The 21,406-nt window shown below is 52.2% G+C and carries 15 protein-coding genes; 7 read left to right on the plus strand and 8 right to left on the minus strand.

What is annotated here, in order from left to right:
• Positions 1-27 precede the first annotated feature (27 nt).
• The gene (cueO, locus tag KP80_RS07650) at positions 28-1,593 is read right to left on the minus strand and encodes a multicopper oxidase CueO (protein WP_052283001.1); all 1,566 of its coding nucleotides are present in this window, start codon (positions 1,591-1,593) and stop codon (positions 28-30) included.
• A 144-nt stretch (positions 1,594-1,737) separates the two neighbouring features.
• Here cueO and KP80_RS07655 point away from each other — a divergent pair, with 144 nt between their 5' ends.
• The 3 genes from KP80_RS07655 to KP80_RS07665 all read left to right on the plus strand — a co-directional run bounded on the left by KP80_RS07655 (position 1,738) and on the right by KP80_RS07665 (position 4,475).
• Complete coding sequence (locus KP80_RS07655; protein WP_052283002.1) at positions 1,738-2,085, plus strand: YacC family pilotin-like protein; 348 nt, start codon at positions 1,738-1,740, stop codon at positions 2,083-2,085.
• A gap of 252 nt (positions 2,086-2,337) precedes the next feature.
• Positions 2,338-2,757 (plus strand): hypothetical protein, encoded by a 420-nt coding sequence (locus KP80_RS07660; protein ID WP_052283003.1) that lies wholly within the window; start codon positions 2,338-2,340, stop codon positions 2,755-2,757.
• The gene (locus tag KP80_RS07665) at positions 2,754-4,475 is read left to right on the plus strand and encodes an FKBP-type peptidyl-prolyl cis-trans isomerase (protein WP_052283004.1); all 1,722 of its coding nucleotides are present in this window, start codon (positions 2,754-2,756) and stop codon (positions 4,473-4,475) included. The genes KP80_RS07660 and KP80_RS07665 overlap by 4 nt, the downstream gene beginning before the upstream one ends.
• A 54-nt stretch (positions 4,476-4,529) precedes the next feature.
• On the opposite strand, the gene yacL is transcribed toward KP80_RS07665, so the two are convergent.
• Together yacL and acnB are read right to left on the minus strand one after the other, a co-directional pair.
• Entirely contained in the window at positions 4,530-4,892 is a 363-nt protein-coding gene (gene yacL, locus KP80_RS07670; protein ID WP_052283005.1) for a protein YacL, read from the minus strand.
• Positions 4,893-5,251: 359 nt separating this feature from the next.
• On the minus strand, positions 5,252-7,849 hold the full coding sequence (acnB, locus tag KP80_RS07675) for a bifunctional aconitate hydratase 2/2-methylisocitrate dehydratase (protein WP_052283006.1): 2,598 nt from the start codon (positions 7,847-7,849) through the stop codon (positions 5,252-5,254).
• 359 nt (positions 7,850-8,208) lie between these two features.
• On the opposite strand from acnB, the gene KP80_RS07680 reads away from it, so the two are divergent.
• Positions 8,209-9,840 (plus strand): DUF3300 domain-containing protein, encoded by a 1,632-nt coding sequence (locus KP80_RS07680; RefSeq protein WP_052283007.1) that lies wholly within the window; start codon positions 8,209-8,211, stop codon positions 9,838-9,840.
• Positions 9,841-9,849: 9 nt separating this feature from the next.
• Positions 9,850-10,644 (plus strand): DUF2950 family protein, encoded by a 795-nt coding sequence (locus KP80_RS07685; RefSeq protein WP_052283008.1) that lies wholly within the window; start codon positions 9,850-9,852, stop codon positions 10,642-10,644.
• 52 nt (positions 10,645-10,696) lie between these two features.
• Here the strand turns inward: KP80_RS07685 and KP80_RS07690 are convergent, their stop codons facing one another.
• The 5 genes from KP80_RS07690 to pdhR all read right to left on the minus strand — a co-directional run bounded on the left by KP80_RS07690 (position 10,697) and on the right by pdhR (position 18,275).
• Positions 10,697-10,969 (minus strand): hypothetical protein, encoded by a 273-nt coding sequence (locus tag KP80_RS07690; RefSeq protein WP_052283009.1) that lies wholly within the window; start codon positions 10,967-10,969, stop codon positions 10,697-10,699.
• A 180-nt stretch (positions 10,970-11,149) separates the two neighbouring features.
• Positions 11,150-12,574, minus strand: coding sequence for a dihydrolipoyl dehydrogenase (lpdA, locus tag KP80_RS07695; protein WP_052283239.1), 1,425 nt, complete (start codon positions 12,572-12,574; stop codon positions 11,150-11,152).
• A gap of 207 nt (positions 12,575-12,781) precedes the next feature.
• Complete coding sequence (aceF, locus tag KP80_RS07700) at positions 12,782-14,671, minus strand: pyruvate dehydrogenase complex dihydrolipoyllysine-residue acetyltransferase (protein WP_052283010.1); 1,890 nt, start codon at positions 14,669-14,671, stop codon at positions 12,782-12,784.
• 14 nt (positions 14,672-14,685) lie between these two features.
• Positions 14,686-17,349: a pyruvate dehydrogenase (acetyl-transferring), homodimeric type gene (aceE, locus tag KP80_RS07705; protein ID WP_052283011.1), complete on the minus strand. Its 2,664-nt coding sequence runs from the start codon at positions 17,347-17,349 to the stop codon at positions 14,686-14,688.
• 161 nt (positions 17,350-17,510) lie between these two features.
• Positions 17,511-18,275 (minus strand): pyruvate dehydrogenase complex transcriptional repressor PdhR, encoded by a 765-nt coding sequence (pdhR, locus tag KP80_RS07710; RefSeq protein WP_052283012.1) that lies wholly within the window; start codon positions 18,273-18,275, stop codon positions 17,511-17,513.
• Between the two features lie 536 nt (positions 18,276-18,811).
• Between pdhR and aroP the strand changes: the two genes are divergently transcribed.
• Together aroP and KP80_RS07720 are read left to right on the plus strand one after the other, a co-directional pair.
• Positions 18,812-20,182, plus strand: a complete 1,371-nt coding sequence (gene aroP / locus KP80_RS07715) for an aromatic amino acid transporter AroP (protein ID WP_052283013.1) — start codon at positions 18,812-18,814, stop codon at positions 20,180-20,182.
• Between the two features lie 106 nt (positions 20,183-20,288).
• Entirely contained in the window at positions 20,289-21,329 is a 1,041-nt protein-coding gene (locus KP80_RS07720) for a LacI family DNA-binding transcriptional regulator (protein ID WP_052283014.1), read from the plus strand.
• Positions 21,330-21,406: the final 77 nt, after the last annotated feature.

The raw sequence follows: 21,406 nt of genomic DNA on the forward strand, positions 1-21,406 counted from the left end.
GATGACGCTAACGCGCATCCGGCTTTTTTATACGGTAAATCCGAGCATCATGCCGGTATCTTCATGTTCCAACAGGTGGCAGTGCGCCATATACATGTTCTCTTTCGATGCCTCGTGGTCGAATTTCACCAGCACTTCGCTCACCCCGCCTTCCACGCGTACCGTATCTTTCCAGCCTGTACGATGAGCCGCTGGAGCCTGACCATTTTCACGTAAAATACGGAACTGGGTACCGTGAATATGGAATGGGTGCAGCATCATGTCGCCTTCACCGGAAATCACCCAGCGCTCGTACTGCCCTTTGGTCGCGGCAAACATCGGTTCATTCATATCAAATGCCTTACCATTTATACGGTTAGCATTATGGAAATCAAAACCACCATCACCGTGATGCATATTACCCATCCCACCGTGATCCATTTTCATGCCGCCATGTCCCATCATGTTGCCGTGATCCATGCCGCCCATCGCCTGATTGCCGTACTTCTTCATCAGCGCCTGCATACCCATCATGTCGAGCATCGGGTCCATCGATAGCTGGAGCTTACGCTGGGTGATCCCGTCCAGCGAGGGCAGCGCGGACATGGAGGCCAGCGAATCCGGCAGCGTCCCCGAACCGGGAATCCCCACCGGCTGCACGCGCAGCACCGGTACCGCGCTATCAAATGGCGCAATGGCCATCCCCATCTGTGTTACCGGCAGCGTGACCAGATCAAATGGCTTGCCGTCGCGGACATCCACCAGCACTTCAAAGCGCTCGCCCATCAGCATCGGCAGTTCATTGACCTGCACCGGCTCCGCCAGCAGGCCGCCGTCGCTGGCGACCACATACAGCGCACGTTTATCACTGGCGGCAATCGTCAGCGAACGAGCATTGCAGCCATTCAGCAGACGTAGACGCACCCAGCCGCGCGGCGGCGCATGCTGCGGATACTGGACACCGTTGGTCAACAGAGTATCGCCAAACCACCCCACCGCTGCGCTCATGATATCGAGCTGGTAGTCAATCTCGCCCGCTGCGGTAAATTTCTTATCCTGCATAATCACTGGGATATCATCGATACCCCACTGCTTCGGCAGCATCAGCTTCTGACTGTCTTCATCCTCAATCAATACCAGACCCGCTAGCCCCATCGCCACCTGATGCCCGGTTTTTCCGTGCTGATGCGGGTGGAACCAACAGGTCGCCGCACGCTGCGTCGGCGTAAAGCTGACCGTACGACTGGCACCGGGTTGAATCACCCCCTGCGGCCCGCCGTCAACATCACCAGAGACTTCCAGTCCATGCCAATGCACGGTGGTTTCTTCTGCCAGGCTGTTGCTAATTTTCACCGTTGCCAGCTTCCATTGCTCAAGCTTTATCGCCGGGCCCAAAAGGTTGCCGTTGTATCCCCAGGTGGTCGCCGTTTTCCCGCCAAACTGCGTCTTTCCGGCCTGCACGTTAATCAGTATCTGGTTATTCGCATCAGGAGTGAGTAAAGGTGGAATGGGAAGCGTGGTACGTTCGGCGGCGAATACCGCCCGGCTCCACAAAGGCAAGGCGCTGACGGCACCGATAGCGGCACCCAGTTTGATAAAATCACGACGATGCATCGTTACATCCTTTTCGGCTTCTGGTGATTAATTGAGCTTAAACCCTACCCCTGCGGGAAGGTCAAGCATAAAGCGGCGAATAATGCTCCCCGTCCCGTTGGGAAGTATGTTAACGTTGAATATCGACGATGTAAGGTATAAGAAATGACAATGTTTTTCCGGACTGTGCTGCTTGGATCGCTGCTGGCGATCTCCAGCTCAAGTTATGCGCTAAGCGAATCTGAAGCGGAAGATATGGCCGATCTGACGGCGGTATTTGTGTTCCTGAAAAATGACTGTGGCTACCAGAACCTGCCTAACACGCAAATTCGTCGTGCGCTGGTCTTTTTTGCTCAGCAGAACCAGTGGGATCTGAGCAACTACGATACCTTCAATATGAAAGCACTCGGTGAAGACAGCTATCGCGACCTCAGCGGTATCGGTATCCCAACCGCGAAAAAATGCAAAGCGCTGGCCCGGGACTCCCTTAGCCTTCTCGCTTACGTAAAATAAAAATAAATCTTCGCGTGAGATAAACATGTAGCCGTATCAGGCGGCTACATAGCGCGATATTGCTCTCAGCGTTTCATCAATCCTTATCTTCAATTCACATCTCACTTCAACAATTCATTAAGCGTTGCGTTAATAAATAAATATAAAAATCACTATTCACATATTAAAAAACACATCATCACGCATTGCATTATTAATATCTCAACACTACCATCGCTCGATATCAAACCCGACCATCAATGGAATGAGACCTTGAATATATCTTCTATTATCCGCATTGTACCGCTGGCTATTATTTTGTTATCTGGCTGTCATTCGACACAATCCCAACCATCATCCGGGCTGGCAAAACAAGCATCAGAGAGCGAGCAAACTCAACAACAAACTGAGCAACGCCGAGTCGCCAGTGAGCAAGAGCGTATTAATACCTGCCGTCAGGCTTTAGAGTCGCTAAAAGAAGTGAGTCCTCAACAGGCCGCAAAATTGGGTAATGATTTTACAGCCTTAATCAACGCGGCATCGCAGTACAATGCCGTGCGTAATAAGGTGGCCGAACCGACAAAACAAGGAATTGACTCAATGTATCAGTTTAAATCAATCAAGCTATGTGCTGATATCGAAAAGGAGTTGATAGACAGTCTGGTTAAGCGTGGCGACAATATTAAATCATGAAAATATTGATTACGCTTTATGTAAATACGTTGGCGCTAATCATTACGTTAGCGCTATTGTTTTCGCATAATGCCTATGCCGAACAAGAAATGTTAGCGAACGTAACGGCGAATTCAAACAGCAACGGTTCAGGCCCGGCATTTCTGGATTATGCACAGCAGCAAACGCAGGAAAATAAAAACTCAGAAAAAATCGCTGTGAGCAAACCAATAAATACTGAGATAGTTAACAACTCAAAGCCTCAACATATAAAAAGAATCTCAGATCAATCTTCAACTATTGCGCAAAAAGATAAAACAATTCGCCAACTGCAAAAGCAGTTGGCGGACAAATCCACTGCAATATCATCAGCACCGGCCCAGCAACAGATGCTGGTCGCAAAACTAAAACAGTTGCAGGAAAAACTCGACGCGGCCACCGCGGAAAAACAGCAGTTAATCCAGCAGGCACTCGCTGTGGATAAAACAAAAACGCAGAACACGGCAAAATCTGCCGAAACAGCAAAAATGATAGCACAGCAGGCGGCAAAGCTTTCCCTTGTTGAATCAGAGAAGCATAAGCTGGAGACCTTCCTGTCTACGGTCGCCGCCCAGGAACAGGAGCTGAAAACACAGTTAGCCAACACGGAAGCAAAAAATAGAGAAATGACCGAAAAGCTAACCAGCGCAGTATCTGATAAACGCACGTTTACCGAAAAACTGACAGCAAGCGAAGCGGCCCAGAAGGTTTTCAGCAAAAAAGTCAGCGACGTGGAAAGTGAGAAAGAAAATCTTCTGACAAAACTCAACGCCATCACAACGGAAAAAGAGGCGTTAACGAAAAAGCTTGGTATTGCCGCGGCCGATAAGCAGGCCATCACGGCAAAACTAACCGATACCAAAGTAGAACTGCTGGCTTTGACAACAAAACTTGATCTACTCACCATCGCACAGCTGCAGTCATCTGAGAATAACGGGGCGCTGGCCCAGCAAGTGGAAAAAGATAAACAGCGTCTGCTGGCACAAACGGATCAAATCAAACAGCTCAACGCGCAGCTAAGCAGCACCAACAGTAAAAGTAAGACGACACCGCTCGATCTCTCCAGTGAGTCCCAGCAACAAGCCTATTCGATTGGCGTGTCTCTGGGAGATAAAGCGCTAAAAATGTTATCGACCCGAGATGCTCAGGGCATCAAAATCGATCTTAACACCGCCCTACAAGGAATCGCTGATGCCTTCTCAGGAACAATCGCTTTAGATGAAAAAACGCGTGATAAAGCCCTATTTACCGCCTCTGAAAAGGTAGCCAGGAGTTTACAGAAAGTTGAGCAACAGGCAGCAAGTGATGGCAAGCGCTATCAGGAAGAATTCGCGAAACAAAAAGGGGTGATGCTGAGTCAAGGAGCCTATAGCCGCATTGACTCTTTGGGCGAAGGTAAAATTCATGACGATGATATTGTTACCGTCACTATCAAGGAAATGCTTACCGATGGAACCGTCATCAATGATATGGCTGCAGAGGATAAGGTCCTGTCACAAAAATTAAAAACCTATCCTCCGATATTCCTTGCGGCAATCAAGCGCCTGCAAAATCACGGGACAGTGACCATTGTAATCCCTGCCGAACGCGCATACGGTACTGAAGGCCGTCCCCCAAAAATTCCACCAGGGGCAACCATGGTCTATTCGGTCAGTATTATCGATACCGTTGCCGCCAACCCTCTGGCTAAACAGTCATAACGCAAACGCCTCCCGGTAAGGGAGGCGCTCGCTTTGGGGGCGAATCAGACTACCTTATTTTTGCTGTAAAAATTGCCGATAGGCGGCAACAACCTGCAAAAAATCTTCGACGCCACAGAGCGATAGGCTCTCTTCATCGTAGTAGTTCATCCCTTCTTCCATTTCATCGCCAGAGAACTCCAGCTGATTGGCGCGAATCATCACTTCCTCACCATCCAACCACAGGGTGTACTCATGCCCGGCGCGCTGCCATGAACGTTCACTGCCTTTTACAGTACGTGCGGCCTGTTCTACTTCGTCCAGTAGTGAGAGGTTATCTTTGACCTCTTCGTTAAACCAGTGACCGACCACTTCGTGGCCCATCGACATACGTACTCTTACCCCTCCGGTAACGTCGCGCAGAAATTCGTATTCCATGATCTGTTCCTCTACAAAGGCAATGCGTCACCGCTGCATTGTACCTATAGGTAATTATCGCAGCAGCGGGCAATAAAAAAAGCGCGCCAGGTAGAGGTCGTGCAAATAAAAGCACGTTCGCCACCGGTATGACCGTATTATCATCAATTTCCGGGCATTATTCCGCCATCTATGCCGACAGGCTGGTACGAAGCGGTGGGAGGATGAATTGCCGTGCGGCAAAAAGCGGTTAGGAATAAGGATAAAAGCCGGCATAGACCTTTACTGTGTATCGCAGAAATAAAAAAGGGGAAAGCTAATGCTCTCCCCTTTCCCATTTCCCGGAGGCGGCGTTTACACGCTTTCCCCGATCAATCACCTTAAACCGCGGTCTGGAAAATCACGCCATCGGCTTTCTCAGTGTACTGAGCCAGCTGGTCGAAGTTCAGATAACGATAGGTATCAACAGCCGTCTTATCAACCTGCGCAACGTAGGTCTGATACTCTTCCGGCGTAGGCAGTTTACCGATAAGCGCCGCCACCGCCGCCAGCTCAGCCGAAGCCAGGAAGACGTTAGCACCGGTACCTAAACGGTTTGGGAAGTTACGGGTAGAGGTAGAAACCACCGTCGCCCCATCCGCTACGCGCGCCTGGTTACCCATACACAGGGAACAGCCAGGGATTTCGATGCGTGCGCCACTCTTACCAAACACGCTGTAGTAGCCTTCTTCCGTCAGCTGTGCCGCATCCATACGGGTTGGCGGAGCCACCCACAGGCGCGTTGGCAGCTGGCCTTTATGCGCATCCAGCAGTTTACCTGCCGCACGGAAGTGGCCAATGTTGGTCATGCAAGAACCGATAAACACTTCATCGATCTTCTCACCCTGCACATCGGACAGCAGACGGGCATCGTCAGGATCGTTTGGCGCACACAGGATTGGCTCTTTGATATCCGCCAGATCGATGTCGATCACTGCCGCATATTCGGCATCAGCATCAGCTTCCAGCAGCTGCGGATCCGCCAGCCATTTTTCCATGCCCTGCACGCGACGTTCCAGAGTACGGCGGTCGCCGTAGCCTTCCGCAATCATCCACTTCAGCAGCACGATGTTGGAGGTCAGGTACTCTTCAATCGGAGCCTGGTTCAGTTTGATGGTACAGCCCGCCGCAGAACGCTCTGCGGACGCATCGGTCAGCTCAAACGCCTGCTCGACTTTCAGATCTGGCAGACCTTCAATTTCCAGGATGCGGCCAGAGAAGATATTTTTCTTCCCTTTCTTCTCAACGGTCAGCAGACCCTGACGAATCGCGTACAGCGGAATAGCATGTACCAGATCGCGCAGAGTAATGCCTGGCTGCATTTTGCCTTTGAAACGCACCAGAACGGATTCCGGCATATCCAGCGGCATCACACCGGTCGCAGCAGCAAACGCCACGAGACCCGAGCCCGCAGGGAAAGAGATACCGATTGGGAAACGGGTGTGGGAATCACCGCCGGTGCCCACGGTATCTGGCAGCAGCATGCGGTTCAGCCAGGAGTGGATAACGCCATCGCCCGGACGCAGCGATACGCCGCCACGGTTCATGATGAAGTCAGGCAGAGTGTGGTGCGTAGTGACATCAACCGGCTTCGGATATGCAGCGGTGTGACAGAACGACTGCATCACCAGATCGGAAGAGAAGCCCAGGCACGCCAGGTCTTTCAGTTCGTCACGGGTCATTGGGCCAGTGGTGTCCTGTGAACCCACGGAAGTCATTTTCGGCTCGCAGTATGCGCCAGGGCGAATACCGGTCACGCCGCAGGCACGGCCAACCATTTTCTGCGCCAGAGAGAAGCCACGGCTGCTTTCCGCCACGTCTTTCGCCTGACGGAAGACATCACTGTGCGGCAGACCCAGCGATTCACGCGCTTTAGTGGTCAGGCCACGGCCGATGATCAGTGGAATACGGCCACCGGCGCGCACTTCGTCGATCAATACGTCCGTTTTCAGTTCGAAGTTTGCCAGCAGCTCGTTGGTTTCGTGATTGCGCACTTCACCTTTGAATGGGTATACGTCAATCACGTCGCCCATGTTCAGCTTGTTCACGTCAACTTCAATTGGCAGTGCGCCCGCATCTTCCATGGTGTTAAAGAAGATAGGTGCAATTTTACCGCCGAGGCACAGGCCACCGCCGCGCTTGTTCGGCACGTGCGGGATATCGTCGCCCATAAACCACAGTACGGAGTTGGTTGCGGATTTACGGGAAGAACCGGTACCCACAACGTCGCCAACGTAGGCCAGAGGGAAACCTTTTTGCTGCAGCGCTTCGATCTGTTTGATCGGGCCAACGGCGCCCGGCTGATCCGGGTCAATGCCTTCGCGGGCGTTTTTCAACATTGCCAACGCGTGCAGTGGAATATCTGGACGGGACCACGCATCCGGTGCAGGAGACAGGTCATCGGTGTTGGTTTCGCCGGTAACTTTAAAGACGGTAACGGTGATTTTATCAGCCAGCTGCGGACGGTTCAGGAACCATTCTGCGTCAGCCCAGGACTGGATAACCTGTTTCGCATAGACGTTGCCCGCTTTGGCTTTTTCTTCTACGTCATAGAAGTTGTCAAACATCAGCAGAGTCTGGGACAGCGCTTTCGCGGCAATCGGTGCCAGTTTTGCATCGTCCAGGGCATCGATCAGCGGATGGATGTTGTAGCCACCCTGCATGGTGCCTAACAGTTCAACGGCTTTTTCAGGGGTAACCAGCGGAGAGGTCGCTTCGCCTTTCGCAACGGCTGCGAGGAAGCCCGCTTTGACATAGGCGGCTTCATCAACGCCCGGCGGTACACGATTAATTAACAGGTCTAACAGGAATTCTTCTTCGCCAGCAGGCGGATTTTTTAGCAGCTCAACCAAGCCGGCCATTTGGGTTGCATCTAAGGGTTTGGCAACAATCCCTTCGGCGGCACGCTCAGCTACGTGCTCACGGTATTCTTTTAGCACGACGGTATCTCCTCGCTCTCATTGTCATATGCGGTCGGCGATCTCTTCACGCTCCTGTGAGACAGCAGTTTGTAGGGTAAAAGCCCGGTACCGCGTGGGCCAGCATAGCAGGATTTCCAGAGGGTGTTAATCCGTTTACAAAAAAGCAACATTAAATACTTGCTGAATCGTTAAGGCCAAAATAAACCCATTCTTAACTGTTTTTTTAGACACAATAATCTTATCCGGTTACACACTTCGACCCTCGATCCCAACTTAAGTCAAAAACGAAAAATAAGCCTCCCTATACTTCCGCCAGTGCTGACATTTTCGACAATACTCTCTGCAACAGGCCAAACTATTTGCGCCAGGAGACACAAATGACATTACCTTTTAAGCCTCATATCCTTGCTCTGATCTGCAGTGCAGGGCTGCTAGCGGCCTCCGGTACTCTATATGTCAAAAGCCGCGCCGCCGATGCGCAACCGGCGCCAGTGGTTCACCCCACCGTCCCAGCTCCGGCTCCAGCGGTTGAGCCTACGGCCAGCGTTCAACCGGCAGCGCCGACTTACACTTCTGCGCAAATTGACCAGCTAACGGCTCCCGTGGCTCTGTATCCTGACAACTTACTGTCACAGGTGCTGATGGCCTCTACCTACCCCAGCAATGTGCTACAAGCCGTACAGTGGTCGCAGGATAACCCCACTCAAAAAGGTGATGCCGCGGTGCAGGCCGTCGCAAATCAGCCATGGGATCCGAGCGTAAAATCACTGGTTGCGTTTCCAGCGCTGCTGTCACTGATGGGCGAAAACCCGCAGTGGGTTCAGGACCTTGGCAATGCCTTCCTGGCGCAGCCGCAGGATGTAATGAATTCGGTACAAAAACTTCGCGCGGTGGCTCAACAAACGGGGACACTGAAATCAACACCGCAACAGAAGGTCACCACCGCCACAAAAGCCGCTGTTCCAGCCTCTTCGGGGACGACAAAAACCACGGTAACTGCACCGCCGCCTCAGGTTATTAAGATTGAATCCACCGATCCGAATGTCGTATACGTGCCAACTTATAATCCAAATACCGCATACGGTGCCTGGCCATCCACCGCCTACCCTCCGGTTTATTTGCCACCAACTCCGGGCCAGCAGTTCACCAACAGCTTTGTGAACGGACTGGGCTTTAGTCTTGGCGTAGCAACCACCTATGCGCTGTTCAGCAGCATCGATTGGGATGACGATGACGATCATCACCATCACGATGATGACTATCATGACGGTGGCTGGCACGGCGGCGGCAATAACAACATCAACATTGACGTCAATAACTACAACCACATTACCGGCCAGAACTTTAATGGTAATAACACTCACTGGCAGCACAATCCGGCGTATCGCAACAACGTGCCTTACCCAAATAATAATGTCGCGCAGCACTTCCACCCGACTAACGTGCCGGGCGGCTTAAGTGCCACACAGAACACGCCTGCAGTTCTGGACAACCAGCGCCAGGCAGCACTCAATCAATTCCAGCACAGTACCCACAATGGTGCGGCCAAAAACCTAACCTCAGGCAATGTGGCAGCGCCGGGAACGCGTGATGCCCAACGTCAGGCAGCCTCTAATCAGCTGCACCAGATCACCCAGCGTAGTAACTATCGTGGCTATGATGGAGCGCAGACCGCGAAGCAAAAATTACAGAATCCGACGGCACAACAGCAACAGCGCCGTGAGAATGCAAAATCTCATCTGCAAAATCCAACAACGCAACAGCAGCAGCGACGCGAACAGCTCCAACAGCATCAAGGTTCGCTCACCTCAGAACAGTACCAGCATCGCCAGCAGCAGGTGCAAAACCTCCGTGCCAATGCGTTAAGCGGCAATGATAGCCGTTCGCCATCCTGGCAGTCGCAGAGTCAACGAGGGCAGCAAAGCCGTCATGCGTCAGGTATCAGCGATGCGCAAAAATCGGCTGCGCGCGAACATCTCTCTCAACATCGTGAACTGCATCACCGCTAAGGAGACGCTATGAAAAAGCTCATCATCACCGGCCTGCTGACGCTGTTCACTCTGCCAGCGTTTGCCCAGCAGAATTACGCTACGCCGGAAAAAGCCGCCAGCGCCTTTGCCAATGCGCTAACCACGCAGGATGATAACGCGCTCAATGAGGTGCTAGGCGATAACTGGCGCCAGTATCTCCCACAGCGTGAAGATGAACCGGAGGCCGTTGCCCGCTTCCTGCGCGACTGGAAGGTAGGTCACCAGATTGATGAACATGGTGACACCGCTCATCTCAATGTCGGTAGCGACAGCTGGCAACTGCCGATCCCGATGATCAAGACGGCCAAAGGCTGGCACTTTGATATGGTTCAGGGGCAGGATGAAATCCAGACCCGCGAAATCGGCCGTAATGAGCTGTCGGCCATTCAAGCCATGCACGCTTATGTGGATGCGCAGAACGATTACTATCAACGTTTCCAGCATTACGCCGCAAAATTGCTGAGCAGCGAGGGGCAGAAAGACGGGCTTTACTGGCCAACGGGCCCCGGCGAGGAACCCAGTCCATTGGGGCCAGCCTATAGCCCAACCCTGCCTGATGTTGGTTATCACGGTTATCGTTTCCGCATTATCGCCGATCAAGACCCGCAGGGCTTTGCCCTGATTGCCTGGCCCGTCAAATTTGCTGAAACGGGGATCATGAGTTTTATTGTCGATCAGAACGATACGGTATATCAGGCTAATCTTGGCGAGCAGTCCGCATTGAAAGCGGCAGAGATGAAAGTCTTTACCAGAGACAAGCCCTGGGATGAGATGACGCAGTAAAAAAAAAAGACCTGGCACCAGCCAGGTCTTTTTCTTGGGGGACAAAATACCACTATGGTGTCAAAGCGTGCTGTCCTGATACAGGCTGAGTACTGGAAAGCGCCTGTTCGTCAGCTTTGATGCTACCCGTGTTTGCCGCCCACACTCCTTCTTGCGTTTTGCTGATAGCCTGATGCTGCACATTGAGGTTCTGCCCCATCGATGCAATATGCGTGGATTCTGTCCCTCCACTGTTATCAGCCCATGGGATAACCGGATCGTCGGCTATGGCGAAACCAGAAATGAGCGTAGTGGCAAGTAATGTCGTCGTCAGAAAGGCTTTCATGATGCACCTCAACATCGTTCACACGCTATAAGTTTAGTGCATAACTATTATTGAGATAATGACCAGTTGTTTGCAGATATTTTTAAAGAAATGTTTTTAAATACATCAATTACCGCTTCGCTAGCGTTCTACAGACATAAAAAAAGCGGCCGTTAAGCCGCTTTTTTCACATCCGAAGAATTACTTCTTCTTCGCCTTGGCGTTCGGCAGGTCGGTAATGCTACCTTCAAAGATTTCTGCTGCCAGGCCAACAGACTCGTGCAGAGTCGGGTGAGCGTGGATGGTCAGCGCGATATCTTCAGCATCACAGCCCATTTCGATAGCCAGACCGATTTCACCCAGCAGCTCGCCGCCGTTGGTACCGACAATCGCACCACCGATAACACGGTGAGATTCTTTGTCGAAGATAAGCTTGGTCATACCGTCTGCGCAGTCGGAAGCGATAGCACGGCCAGAAGCTGCCCACGGGAAGGTGGCGGTTTCATAGCTGATGCCTTTCTCTTTCGCTTCTTTCTCAGTCAGACCCACCCAGGCAACTTCTGGATCAGTATACGCAATGGATGGAATCACTTTCGGATCGAAGTAGTGTTTCTTACCGGCGATAACTTCAGCGGCAACGTGGCCTTCGTGAACACCTTTGTGCGCCAGCATCGGCTGACCGACGATATCGCCGATAGCAAAGATGTGCGGTACGTTGGTGCGCAGCTGTTTGTCGACGTGGATGAAGCCACGGTCGTCAACTTCCACGCCAGCTTTGCCCGCGTCGAGGTTTTTACCGTTTGGTACGCGACCGATAGCCACCAGTACGGCGTCATAACGCTGTGCTTCTGCAGGGGCTTTTTTGCCTTCCATGGAAACATAGATACCGTCTGCTTTTGCTTCAACGGCGGTCACTTTGGTTTCCAGCATCAGGTTGAATTTCTTGCTGATACGTTTGGTGAAGACTTTAACAATGTCTTTGTCGGCTGCCGGGATAACCTGGTCAAACATTTCAACCACGTCAATCTCTGAACCCAGCGCATGGTATACGGTACCCATTTCCAGACCGATGATACCACCGCCCATGACCAACAGGCGTTTTGGAACTTCTTTCAGTTCCAGTGCGTCTGTGGAGTCCCACACTCGTGGATCTTCATGTGGAATAAATGGCAGTTCAATCGGACGGGAACCCGCCGCGATGATGGCATTGTCGAAGTTGATAACGGTTTTGCCGTTTTCACCTTCCACTTCCAGAGTGTTGGCTCCGGTGAATTTACCCAGACCGTTAACCACTTTCACTTTACGGCCTTTCGCCATACCAGCCAGACCGCCGGTCAGTTGAGTGATTACTTTCTCTTTCCAGGTACGAATTTTGTCGATATCGGTTTTCGGCTCGCCGAAGACGATACCGTGTTCAGCCAGTGATTTGGCTTCTTCGATAACTTTTGCAACGTGCAGCAGCGCTTTAGAAGGGATACAGCCAACGTTCAGACAAACACCGCCCAGGGTGCTGTAACGTTCTACGATTACGGTCTCCAGACCTAAATCCGCGCAACGGAAGGCAGCAGAATAACCTGCTGGGCCCGCCCCAAGTACCACGACCTGAGTTTTAATTTCAGTGCTCATCATGACCTCTATCATTTATATCCGGCGGGTCTGACGCTTATGTTTTTACGCCCATGTCCACCGGGACGTTCTATCCGCGTGTATTTTACAAAATTGTTAACAATTTTTAAACAACAAACGGCAAACGATTTTGTCCTTTGTTGCTGGTAACCCCGAAACAGCCCCAAGGTTACCAGAAAAAAGCCGGCCGTCAGGCCGGCTTTTTTGTTACATCACCAAACGGCGAATGTCGCTCAACATGTTGTTGATGATGGTGATGAAACGCGCACCATCAGCACCGTCGATTACGCGGTGGTCGAAGGAAAGAGACATCGGCATCATCAGACGCGGAGTGAACTCTTTACCGTTCCACACTGGCTCCATCGCAGATTTGGAGACACCGAGGATAGCCACTTCTGGCGCGTTAACGATTGGCGCGAAGTGAGTCGTCCCGATACCACCCAGGCTGGAGATAGTGAAGCAACCGCCCTGCATTTCGCCCGCGGTCAGCTTGCCATCACGTGCTTTCTTAGAGATCGCCATCAGTTCGCGAGACAGCTCGGTAATGCTCTTCTTGTTCACGTCTTTGAAGACCGGAACAACCAGACCATTTGGCGTATCAACTGCAACACCGATGTTGATGTATTTCTTCAGCGTCAGCTTCTGACCATCTTCAGACAGAGAGCTGTTGAAACGTGGCATCTGCTCAAGCGCCGCTGCAACGGCTTTCATGATGAAGACCACTGGGGTGAACTTCACGTCCAGTTTGCGCTTAGCAGCTTCATCGTTCTGGGCTTTACGGAACGCTTCCAGATCGGTGATATCGGTTTTGTCGAAGTGGGTAACGTGCGGGATCATCACCCAGTTACGGCTCAGGTTAGCACCAGAGATTTTCTGGATGCGGCCCATTTCCACTTCTTCGATTTCGCCAAACTTGCTGAAGTCGACCTTCGGCCAAGGCAGCATGCCCGGCAGACCGCCGCCAGCCGCTGCTGCTGGAGCAGCTTCAGCGCGCTTGATAGCGTCTTTCACGTAAGATTGAACGTCTTCACGCAGGATACGACCTTTACGACCGGTACCTTTCACTTTCGCCAGGTTAACACCGAATTCGCGCGCCAGGCGACGAATCAGCGGAGTCGCGTGAACGTAAGCGTCGTTTTCAGCGAAATCGGATTTACCGGCTGCTGCGGCTGCCGGAGCAGGTGCCGCAGCTGGCGCAGGTGCAGCGGCCGGAGCCGGTGCTGCTGCTTGTGCCGGAGCGGCTGCTGGTGCAGCGCCTTCCACTTCGAAGACCATAATCAGAGAGCCGGTTTTCACTTTGTCGCCGGTGCTGATTTTGATCTCTTTCACGGTACCCGCGAACGGAGCCGGGACTTCCATGGAAGCTTTGTCGCCTTCAACGGTGATCAGTGACTGTTCAGCGGCAATTTTATCGCCCACTTTCACCATCACTTCGGTCACTTCAACTTCGTCACCGCCGATGTCCGGTACGTTCACTTCTTTAGAACCGGAAGCTGCTGGTGCAGCCGCCGCAGCTGGAGCCGCAGCCTGAGCTGGTGCCGCAGCAGGCGCAGCGCCCGCAACTTCGAAGACCATAATCAGGGAGCCAGTCGACACTTTGTCACCGGTGTTGATTTTGATCTCTTTAACGGTACCCGCGAATGGCGCAGGAACTTCCATAGACGCTTTGTCGCCTTCTACGGTGATCAGAGACTGCTCAGCCGTAACGGTGTCGCCCACTTTAACCATGATTTCGGTGACTTCGACTTCGTCGCCGCCGATGTCAGGCACGTGTACGTCTTTTGCCGCTGCCGCAGCAGGTGCTGCTGCCGGAGCCGCTTCTTTCTTCTCTTCTGCCTTGGCAGGTGCAGCTGCTGCTGCACCGTCGGCGGAATCGAAAATCATGATCAGTTTGCCGGTCTCAGTTTTGTCGCCAACAGAGACTTTGATCTCTTTAACAACGCCAGCCTGAGGAGACGGAACTTCCATAGAGGCTTTGTCGCCTTCTACGGTGATCAGCGACTGTTCAGCTTCAACTTTGTCGCCTACTTTGACCAGGATCTCGGTGATTTCAACTTCATCAGCCCCGATGTCCGGTACATTGATTTCGATAGCCATTGTTTCTTTACCTCTTACGCCAGACGCGGGTTAACTTTTTCTGCATCGATGTTGAATTTAGTGATGGCTTCCGCAACCACTTTCTTATCGATTTCGCCACGTTTAGCCAGTTCGCCCAGTGCCGCTACAACCACGTAGGAAGCATCAACTTCGAAGTGGTGACGCAGGTTTTCACGGCTGTCAGAGCGGCCAAAGCCGTCGGTACCCAGTACGCGGTAATCATCAGCCGGTACATAAGTACGAACCTGCTCAGCAAACAGTTTCATATAGTCGGTGGATGCCACTGCCGGCGCGTCGTTCATCACCTGAGCGATGTAAGGAACGCGTGGAGTTTCCATTGGGTGCAGCATGTTCCAGCGCTCACAGTCCTGACCATCACGTGCCAGTTCGGTGAAGGAGGTGACGGAGTAAACGTCGGAACCTACGCCGTAGTCGTTCGCCAGGATCTGCGCTGCTTCACGAACGTGACGCAGGATAGAACCGGAGCCCAGCAGCTGAACTTTACCTTTGCTACCTGCAACGGTTTCGAGTTTATAGATACCTTTACGGATACCTTCCTCGGCACCTGCTGGCATCGCCGGCATGTGGTAGTTTTCGTTCAGCGTGGTGATGTAGTAGTAAACGTTCTCTTGCGCTTCACCGTACATACGTTCCAGACCATCATGCATGATGACCGCAACTTCGTACGCGTAAGACGGATCGTAAGAGATACAGTTCGGGATAGTCAGAGACTGAATATGGCTGTGACCATCTTCGTGCTGCAGACCTTCGCCGTTCAGCGTCGTACGACCGGAAGTACCGCCTACCAGGAAGCCGCGAGCCTGTTGGTCGCCAGCCTGCCAGCACAGGTCACCGATACGCTGGAACCCGAACATGGAGTAGTAGATGTAGAACGGGATCATCGGCAGGTTGTTGGTGCTGTAAGAAGTCGCAGCCGCCAGCCAGGATGCGCCAGCGCCCAGTTCGTTGATACCTTCCTGCAGGATCTGACCTTTTTCGTCTTCTTTGTAGTAAGCAACCTGCTCACGGTCCTGCGGGGTGTACTGCTGGCCGTTCGGGCTGTAAATACCGATCTGACGGAACAGGCCTTCCATACCAAAGGTACGCGCTTCATCGGCGATGATTGGCACCAGACGGTCTTTGATGGACTTGTTCTTCAGCATCACGTTCAGGGCACGAACAAACGCGATGGTGGTAGAAATTTCTTTGTTCTGCTCTTCCAGCAGCGGACCGAAATCTTCCAGCGTTGGCAGCTCCAGCTTCTCGTCGAAGTTAGGCTGACGGCTTGGCAGATAACCGTGCAGTTTTTCACGCTGGGCGTGCAGATAGGTGTGCTCTTCGGAACCTTCAGGGAAGGTCACGTATGGCAGTTTTTCGATATCAGCATCGGCAACCGGCACATTGAAACGATCGCGGACGTAGCGAACGCCGTCCATGTTCATTTTCTTAACCTGGTGAGCGATGTTTTTACCTTCAGCGGTGTCGCCCATGCCATAACCTTTGATGGTATGAGCAAGGATTACGGTCGCTTTACCGGTCGTTTCCTGCGCTTTTTTCAGTGCAGCGAAGACTTTCTTCGGATCGTGACCACCACGGTTCAGTGCCCAGATCTGCTCGTCGCTCCAGTCAGCAACCAGCGCAGCGGTTTCTGGGTATTTACCGAAGAAGTGCTCACGAACATAAGCGCCGTCTTTGGATTTGAAGGTCTGGTAGTCGCCGTCAACGGTTTCGTTCATCAGCTGGATCAGTTTACCGCTGGTGTCTTTACGCAGCAGCTCATCCCAACGACCGCCCCAGATAACCTTGATAACGTTCCAGCCAGCACCTGCGAAGATGCCTTCCAGTTCGTTAATGATCTTGCCGTTACCGGTGACTGGGCCATCCAGACGCTGCAGGTTACAGTTGATAACGAAGACCAGGTTGTCCAGTTTTTCACGGGTGGCAATGGTAATCGCACCTTTGGATTCTGGCTCATCCATCTCGCCGTCGCCCAGGAAGGCATAAACGGTTTGCTTGGAGGTGTCTTTCAGACCACGGTGTTCCAGATATTTCAGGAATTTAGCCTGGTAGATCGCACCGATTGGACCCAGACCCATAGAAACGGTCGGGAACTGCCAGAAGGTTGGCATCAGTTTCGGGTGCGGGTAGGAAGACAGACCTTTACCGTGAACTTCCTGACGGAAGTTGTTCATCTGCTCTTCGGTCAGACGGCCTTCGAGGAATGCACGTGCGTAAACGCCCGGGGAGATGTGGCCCTGGAAGTACACCAGGTCGCCGCCATCCTGCTCGTTACGGGCGCGGAAGAAGTGGTTGAAACACACTTCATAGAATGTGGCTGAAGACTGGAAGGAAGCCATGTGGCCGCCGAGCTCGAGGTCTTTTTTAGACGCACGCAGCACGGTCATGATGGCGTTCCAACGGATAGCAGAACGAATACGACGTTCCAGCTCCAGATTGCCCGGGTATTCCGGTTCATCTTCAACGGCAATAGTGTTGACGTAACCGCTCGCCCCTGCACCAGCAGCTACCTGAACGCCGCCTTTGCGCGCTTCAGAGAGCAGTTGGTCGACCAGATACTGAGCACGCTCAACACCTTCTTCACGGATGACCGATTCGATCGCCTGTAGCCAGTCGCGAGTTTCGATCGGATCCACGTCATTTTGTAAACGTTCTGACATGGGGGTATTCCTTATCTATCTAATACGTTGAGTTATCTGGAACCTGTCCCATTGCACTCTTGCGAAAGAACGCAATAAGACAGGTTCTGCGTTTAGTTGCCGCGCGTTAAATAGCGCTTGATTTACAACATCTTCTGGTTAAATTTCTGCCAGAAAAATCACTAATTCTTTCGTTGCTCCAGGCGGCGTAAGGAGCGTTCACGACGGCTTTCCTCACGGCTACGGTCCAGGAGAATCTCTTCGATAAACGCCAGGTGACGGTGGGACGCTTCGCGTGCCTCTTCCGGCTTGCCAGCGATAATCGCTTCAAAAATACGGGTTCGGTGGCTGCTGACTAACGGCAGCATTTCCCGACGCGCGTACAACAATTCAAAGTTTTGGCGAACATTCTGCGCCAGCATCGGCTCCATACATCTGAGCAAATGGAGCAGCACAACATTATGTGCCGCTTCGGTGACAGCAATTTGATACTGAAGTACCGCATCTGATTCACCGTCAAGGTCGCCGGACTGTTGAGCAAGCTCGATGGCATGGTGGAGTTCACGGATACGCGTTTTGTCTTCATCCGTGCTACGTAATGCAGCGTAATAGGCCGCAATACCTTCCAGCGCATGGCGCGTCTCAAGCAGGTCAAACTGGGATTCAGGATGGTCGGAGAGCAGCTCAACCAGTGGATCGCTAAAACTCTGCCACAGGCTGCTCTGAACAAAAGTGCCACCACCCTGACGACGCAGCAGTAAACCCTTCGCTTCGAGACGTTGGATCGCCTCGCGTAAGGAGGGGCGGGAAACGTCGAACTGTTTTGCCAGCTCACGTTCCGGTGGGAGTTTTTCCCCGGGGCGTAAAGTCCCCTCAAGAATTAAAAACTCCAACTGCTGCTCAATCACATCGGAGAGTTTTGGTTGGCGAATTTTGCTGTAGGCCATGATTTCCTGTCTTAAGCCATTTGCCCGGAGTCAATTGGTCTTACCAATTTCATGTTCTTGACGCTAAAGTAACAAAGTATTCACCTTCTGTCCATACAGGTTTTGATTGAAATCAGTAAACCCGGCACTTTTTAACAACATTACAGAAATGATGTTTCAGAATTGTAACCTTGCACAAAAAACAACTTTACCTATAAAGAAGTACAATTAACTAAATAAAAACAAAGATAAGCAAACTGAAGCGTTTCAATACCGAAATAAATGAATTTAAATTCATATTAATGATTTAATATTCACTTTTAATGCAATGTAACAATTACAAACCTGCGTGACAGCTGTTGGCTTTTTATCCAACCTGTCTTCATCCCTTCATAAAGCAGGTGCATTCCTCCGCGCTTACCACTATTCTGCTGATGACGAAAGAGTCTTACCTCTTTTTAAGAAAAGCTTTTCGTAAACATAACAATACAGAAAACGGAATTTCTTAAGTACATACGCAACAGCGTCACAATAATAACCACACACGAGGTTTCACAATGGAAGGTCAACAGCAAGGCTCCCAGCTTAAGCGCGGCCTTAAGAACCGCCATATACAGCTGATCGCTCTGGGCGGCGCTATCGGCACGGGCCTGTTTCTCGGCAGCGCTTCCGTTATTCAGTCGGCGGGTCCGGGGATTATTCTCGGCTACGCTATCGCCGGTTTTATTGCTTTTATGATCATGCGCCAACTGGGCGAAATGGTGGTAGAAGAGCCCGTAGCAGGCTCCTTTAGCCACTTCGCCTATAAATACTGGGGCAACTTCGCCGGCTTCGCATCGGGCTGGAACTACTGGGTACTGTACGTTCTGGTTGCCATGGCCGAGCTGACGGCGGTCGGTAAGTACATCCAGTTCTGGTGGCCTGAGATCCCAACCTGGGTATCCGCAGCGGTCTTCTTCATCGCGATCAACGCCATCAACCTGACCAACGTGAAAGTGTTTGGTGAGATGGAGTTCTGGTTTGCCATTATTAAAGTTATCGCCGTTATCGCGATGATTTTGTTTGGTGCATGGTTGCTCTTCAGCGATACCGCAGGCCCGCAGGCCACCGTACGTAACCTGTGGGAACAAGGCGGCTTCCTCCCGCATGGCTGGACCGGGCTGGTCATGATGATGGCAATCATCATGTTCTCCTTCGGTGGCCTGGAGCTGGTTGGGATCACCGCGGCAGAAGCGGATAACCCAGAGCAGAGCATTCCAAAAGCCACCAACCAGGTTATCTACCGTATCCTGATTTTCTATGTGGGTTCGCTGGCTATCCTGCTCTCCCTGATGCCATGGACCCGCGTGACGGCTGATGTCAGCCCGTTCGTGCTGATCTTCCACGAACTGGGTGACTCTTTCGTTGCTAACGCCCTGAACATCGTGGTACTGACCGCTGCACTGTCCGTGTACAACAGCTGTGTTTACTGCAACAGCCGTATGCTGTTCGGCCTGGCGCAGCAGGGCAATGCGCCAAAAGCATTGCTGAGCGTTGATAAACGCGGCGTACCGGTCAACACCATTCTGGTTTCTGCTTTCGTTACCGCACTGTGCGTGCTGATCAACTACCTGGCCCCTGAGTCGGCGTTTGGTCTGCTGATGGCGTTGGTGGTCTCGGCCCTGGTGATCAACTGGGCAATGATTAGCCTGGCTCACATGAAGTTCCGCAAAGCGAAACAGCAGCAGGGTGTTACCACTCGCTTCCCCGCGCTGTTCTATCCGCTGGGTAACTGGATCTGCCTGATCTTCATGGCGGCAGTGCTGGTCATCATGGTGATGACGCCAGGCATGGCTATCTCCGTTTGGCTGATTCCGGTGTGGCTGGTTATTCTCGGCATTGGCTACATGTTCAAACAAAAGAACGTGAAAACCGTGAAGGCGCACTAATTTCTGTCCACGCTCTGTATCCACCGCGGGTACAGAGCGTTCACCCTCCCGCCAAAGTGATGTACCATTGCCTGGGTTACCGCCGATAAAAGGACCCGGATGGCCGATGAAAAAAAACCTCACAATCAAAGACATTGCTGAACTGGCAAGCGTCTCTATCGCCACCGTTTCACGGGTACTCAACAACAACAGCTGGGTCTCGGATAAAACCCGAGCCAAAGTGCAAAAAGTCATCGACGAGAATCACTTCAGCCCAAATCTGATGGCGCGCAGCATGATTTCGCGTAAGAGCATGACGCTTGCCGTGGTGGTCTCCGATATTACCAACCCCTACTTCGCCACGCTGGTGGAGCAAATCGAGAAAGCCTGCCTGCAAGCTGGCTACAAAATTATCCTCTTCGATACTCAATCGGCGAACAAACGCGCGGGTTCAATGCAGGTGATTGCCGAAGATCAAATCTTCAGCACCATCATCGACAGCCAGCTCGACGGCGTCATCATCCTCGGCGGCAATATCGACTACCTGAAAGTCCCCGAGAGCTATCTACAAGGCCTGACAAAGCTGATTGCCGCCCTGCCGGTTATCGTGGTCGGCCGCAAGCTTGCCCGTTACGATTACGCCTGTCTCGAGCGTGACCAGGTCAACTGTGTGGCCATGGTGACTCGTCATCTGCTGGACAAAGGCTATCGCGACATTGCATTTGTGGGCGGCTCCTCGCACGTCTATATGACCGGCCAACGCGTCGCTAGCTTTCTGCAAACGCTGAAAGAGGCTGGTCTTGATGAACAAAAGGCCGCTATTTTCGAGACCAACTTCTACCCGGAACATGGCTACGAGGCCGCAGAACAGCTGCTGAAATCCGGTCGCGCCCTACCTCAGGCTATCCTCGCAATAAACGATCGCGTCGCGATGGGCGCCATCCGCGCGCTGAAAGATAATGGCCTGTCTGTCCCTGATGATATCGCCGTCGCCAGCTGCGAGTACTTCCCCGGCAGCGAGTATTTCATTCCTCGAATAACTACCGTTAATCATAAAAATAATGAAATTGGTCAACAGGTTATCCGCCAGATGATGACCATTCTTCAGGACATGCTGCCCGACATTTCTCCTATTACGCCAGTGCTGATCGCCGGCGAATCAGCGTAACGCCTCCGCTGGCCGCACGGCCAGCTGCACACTAAATATTCAGATCTTAATCACAGATCGTCGTTCGTAAAATTGAC

It is taken from the genome of Kluyvera genomosp. 1, assembly GCF_001266615.1.
GTDB lineage: Bacteria > Pseudomonadota > Gammaproteobacteria > Enterobacterales > Enterobacteriaceae > Kluyvera > Kluyvera cryocrescens_A.

Coding starts and splice junctions, on each gene's coding strand:
- KP80_RS07665 (WP_052283004.1), top strand. CDS start 2,754: ATGAAAATATTGATTACGCTTTATGTAAATACGTTGGCGCTAATCATT.
- aroP (WP_052283013.1), top strand. CDS start 18,812: ATGGAAGGTCAACAGCAAGGCTCCCAGCTTAAGCGCGGCCTTAAGAAC.
- KP80_RS07720 (WP_052283014.1), top strand. CDS start 20,289: ATGAAAAAAAACCTCACAATCAAAGACATTGCTGAACTGGCAAGCGTC.
- pdhR (WP_052283012.1), bottom strand. CDS start 18,275: ATGGCCTACAGCAAAATTCGCCAACCAAAACTCTCCGATGTGATTGAG.
- KP80_RS07680 (WP_052283007.1), top strand. CDS start 8,209: ATGACATTACCTTTTAAGCCTCATATCCTTGCTCTGATCTGCAGTGCA.
- aceE (WP_052283011.1), bottom strand. CDS start 17,349: ATGTCAGAACGTTTACAAAATGACGTGGATCCGATCGAAACTCGCGAC.
- yacL (WP_052283005.1), bottom strand. CDS start 4,892: ATGGAATACGAATTTCTGCGCGACGTTACCGGAGGGGTAAGAGTACGT.
- KP80_RS07685 (WP_052283008.1), top strand. CDS start 9,850: ATGAAAAAGCTCATCATCACCGGCCTGCTGACGCTGTTCACTCTGCCA.
- KP80_RS07655 (WP_052283002.1), top strand. CDS start 1,738: ATGACAATGTTTTTCCGGACTGTGCTGCTTGGATCGCTGCTGGCGATC.
- aceF (WP_052283010.1), bottom strand. CDS start 14,671: ATGGCTATCGAAATCAATGTACCGGACATCGGGGCTGATGAAGTTGAA.
- KP80_RS07690 (WP_052283009.1), bottom strand. CDS start 10,969: ATGAAAGCCTTTCTGACGACGACATTACTTGCCACTACGCTCATTTCT.
- cueO (WP_052283001.1), bottom strand. CDS start 1,593: ATGCATCGTCGTGATTTTATCAAACTGGGTGCCGCTATCGGTGCCGTC.
- lpdA (WP_052283239.1), bottom strand. CDS start 12,574: ATGAGCACTGAAATTAAAACTCAGGTCGTGGTACTTGGGGCGGGCCCA.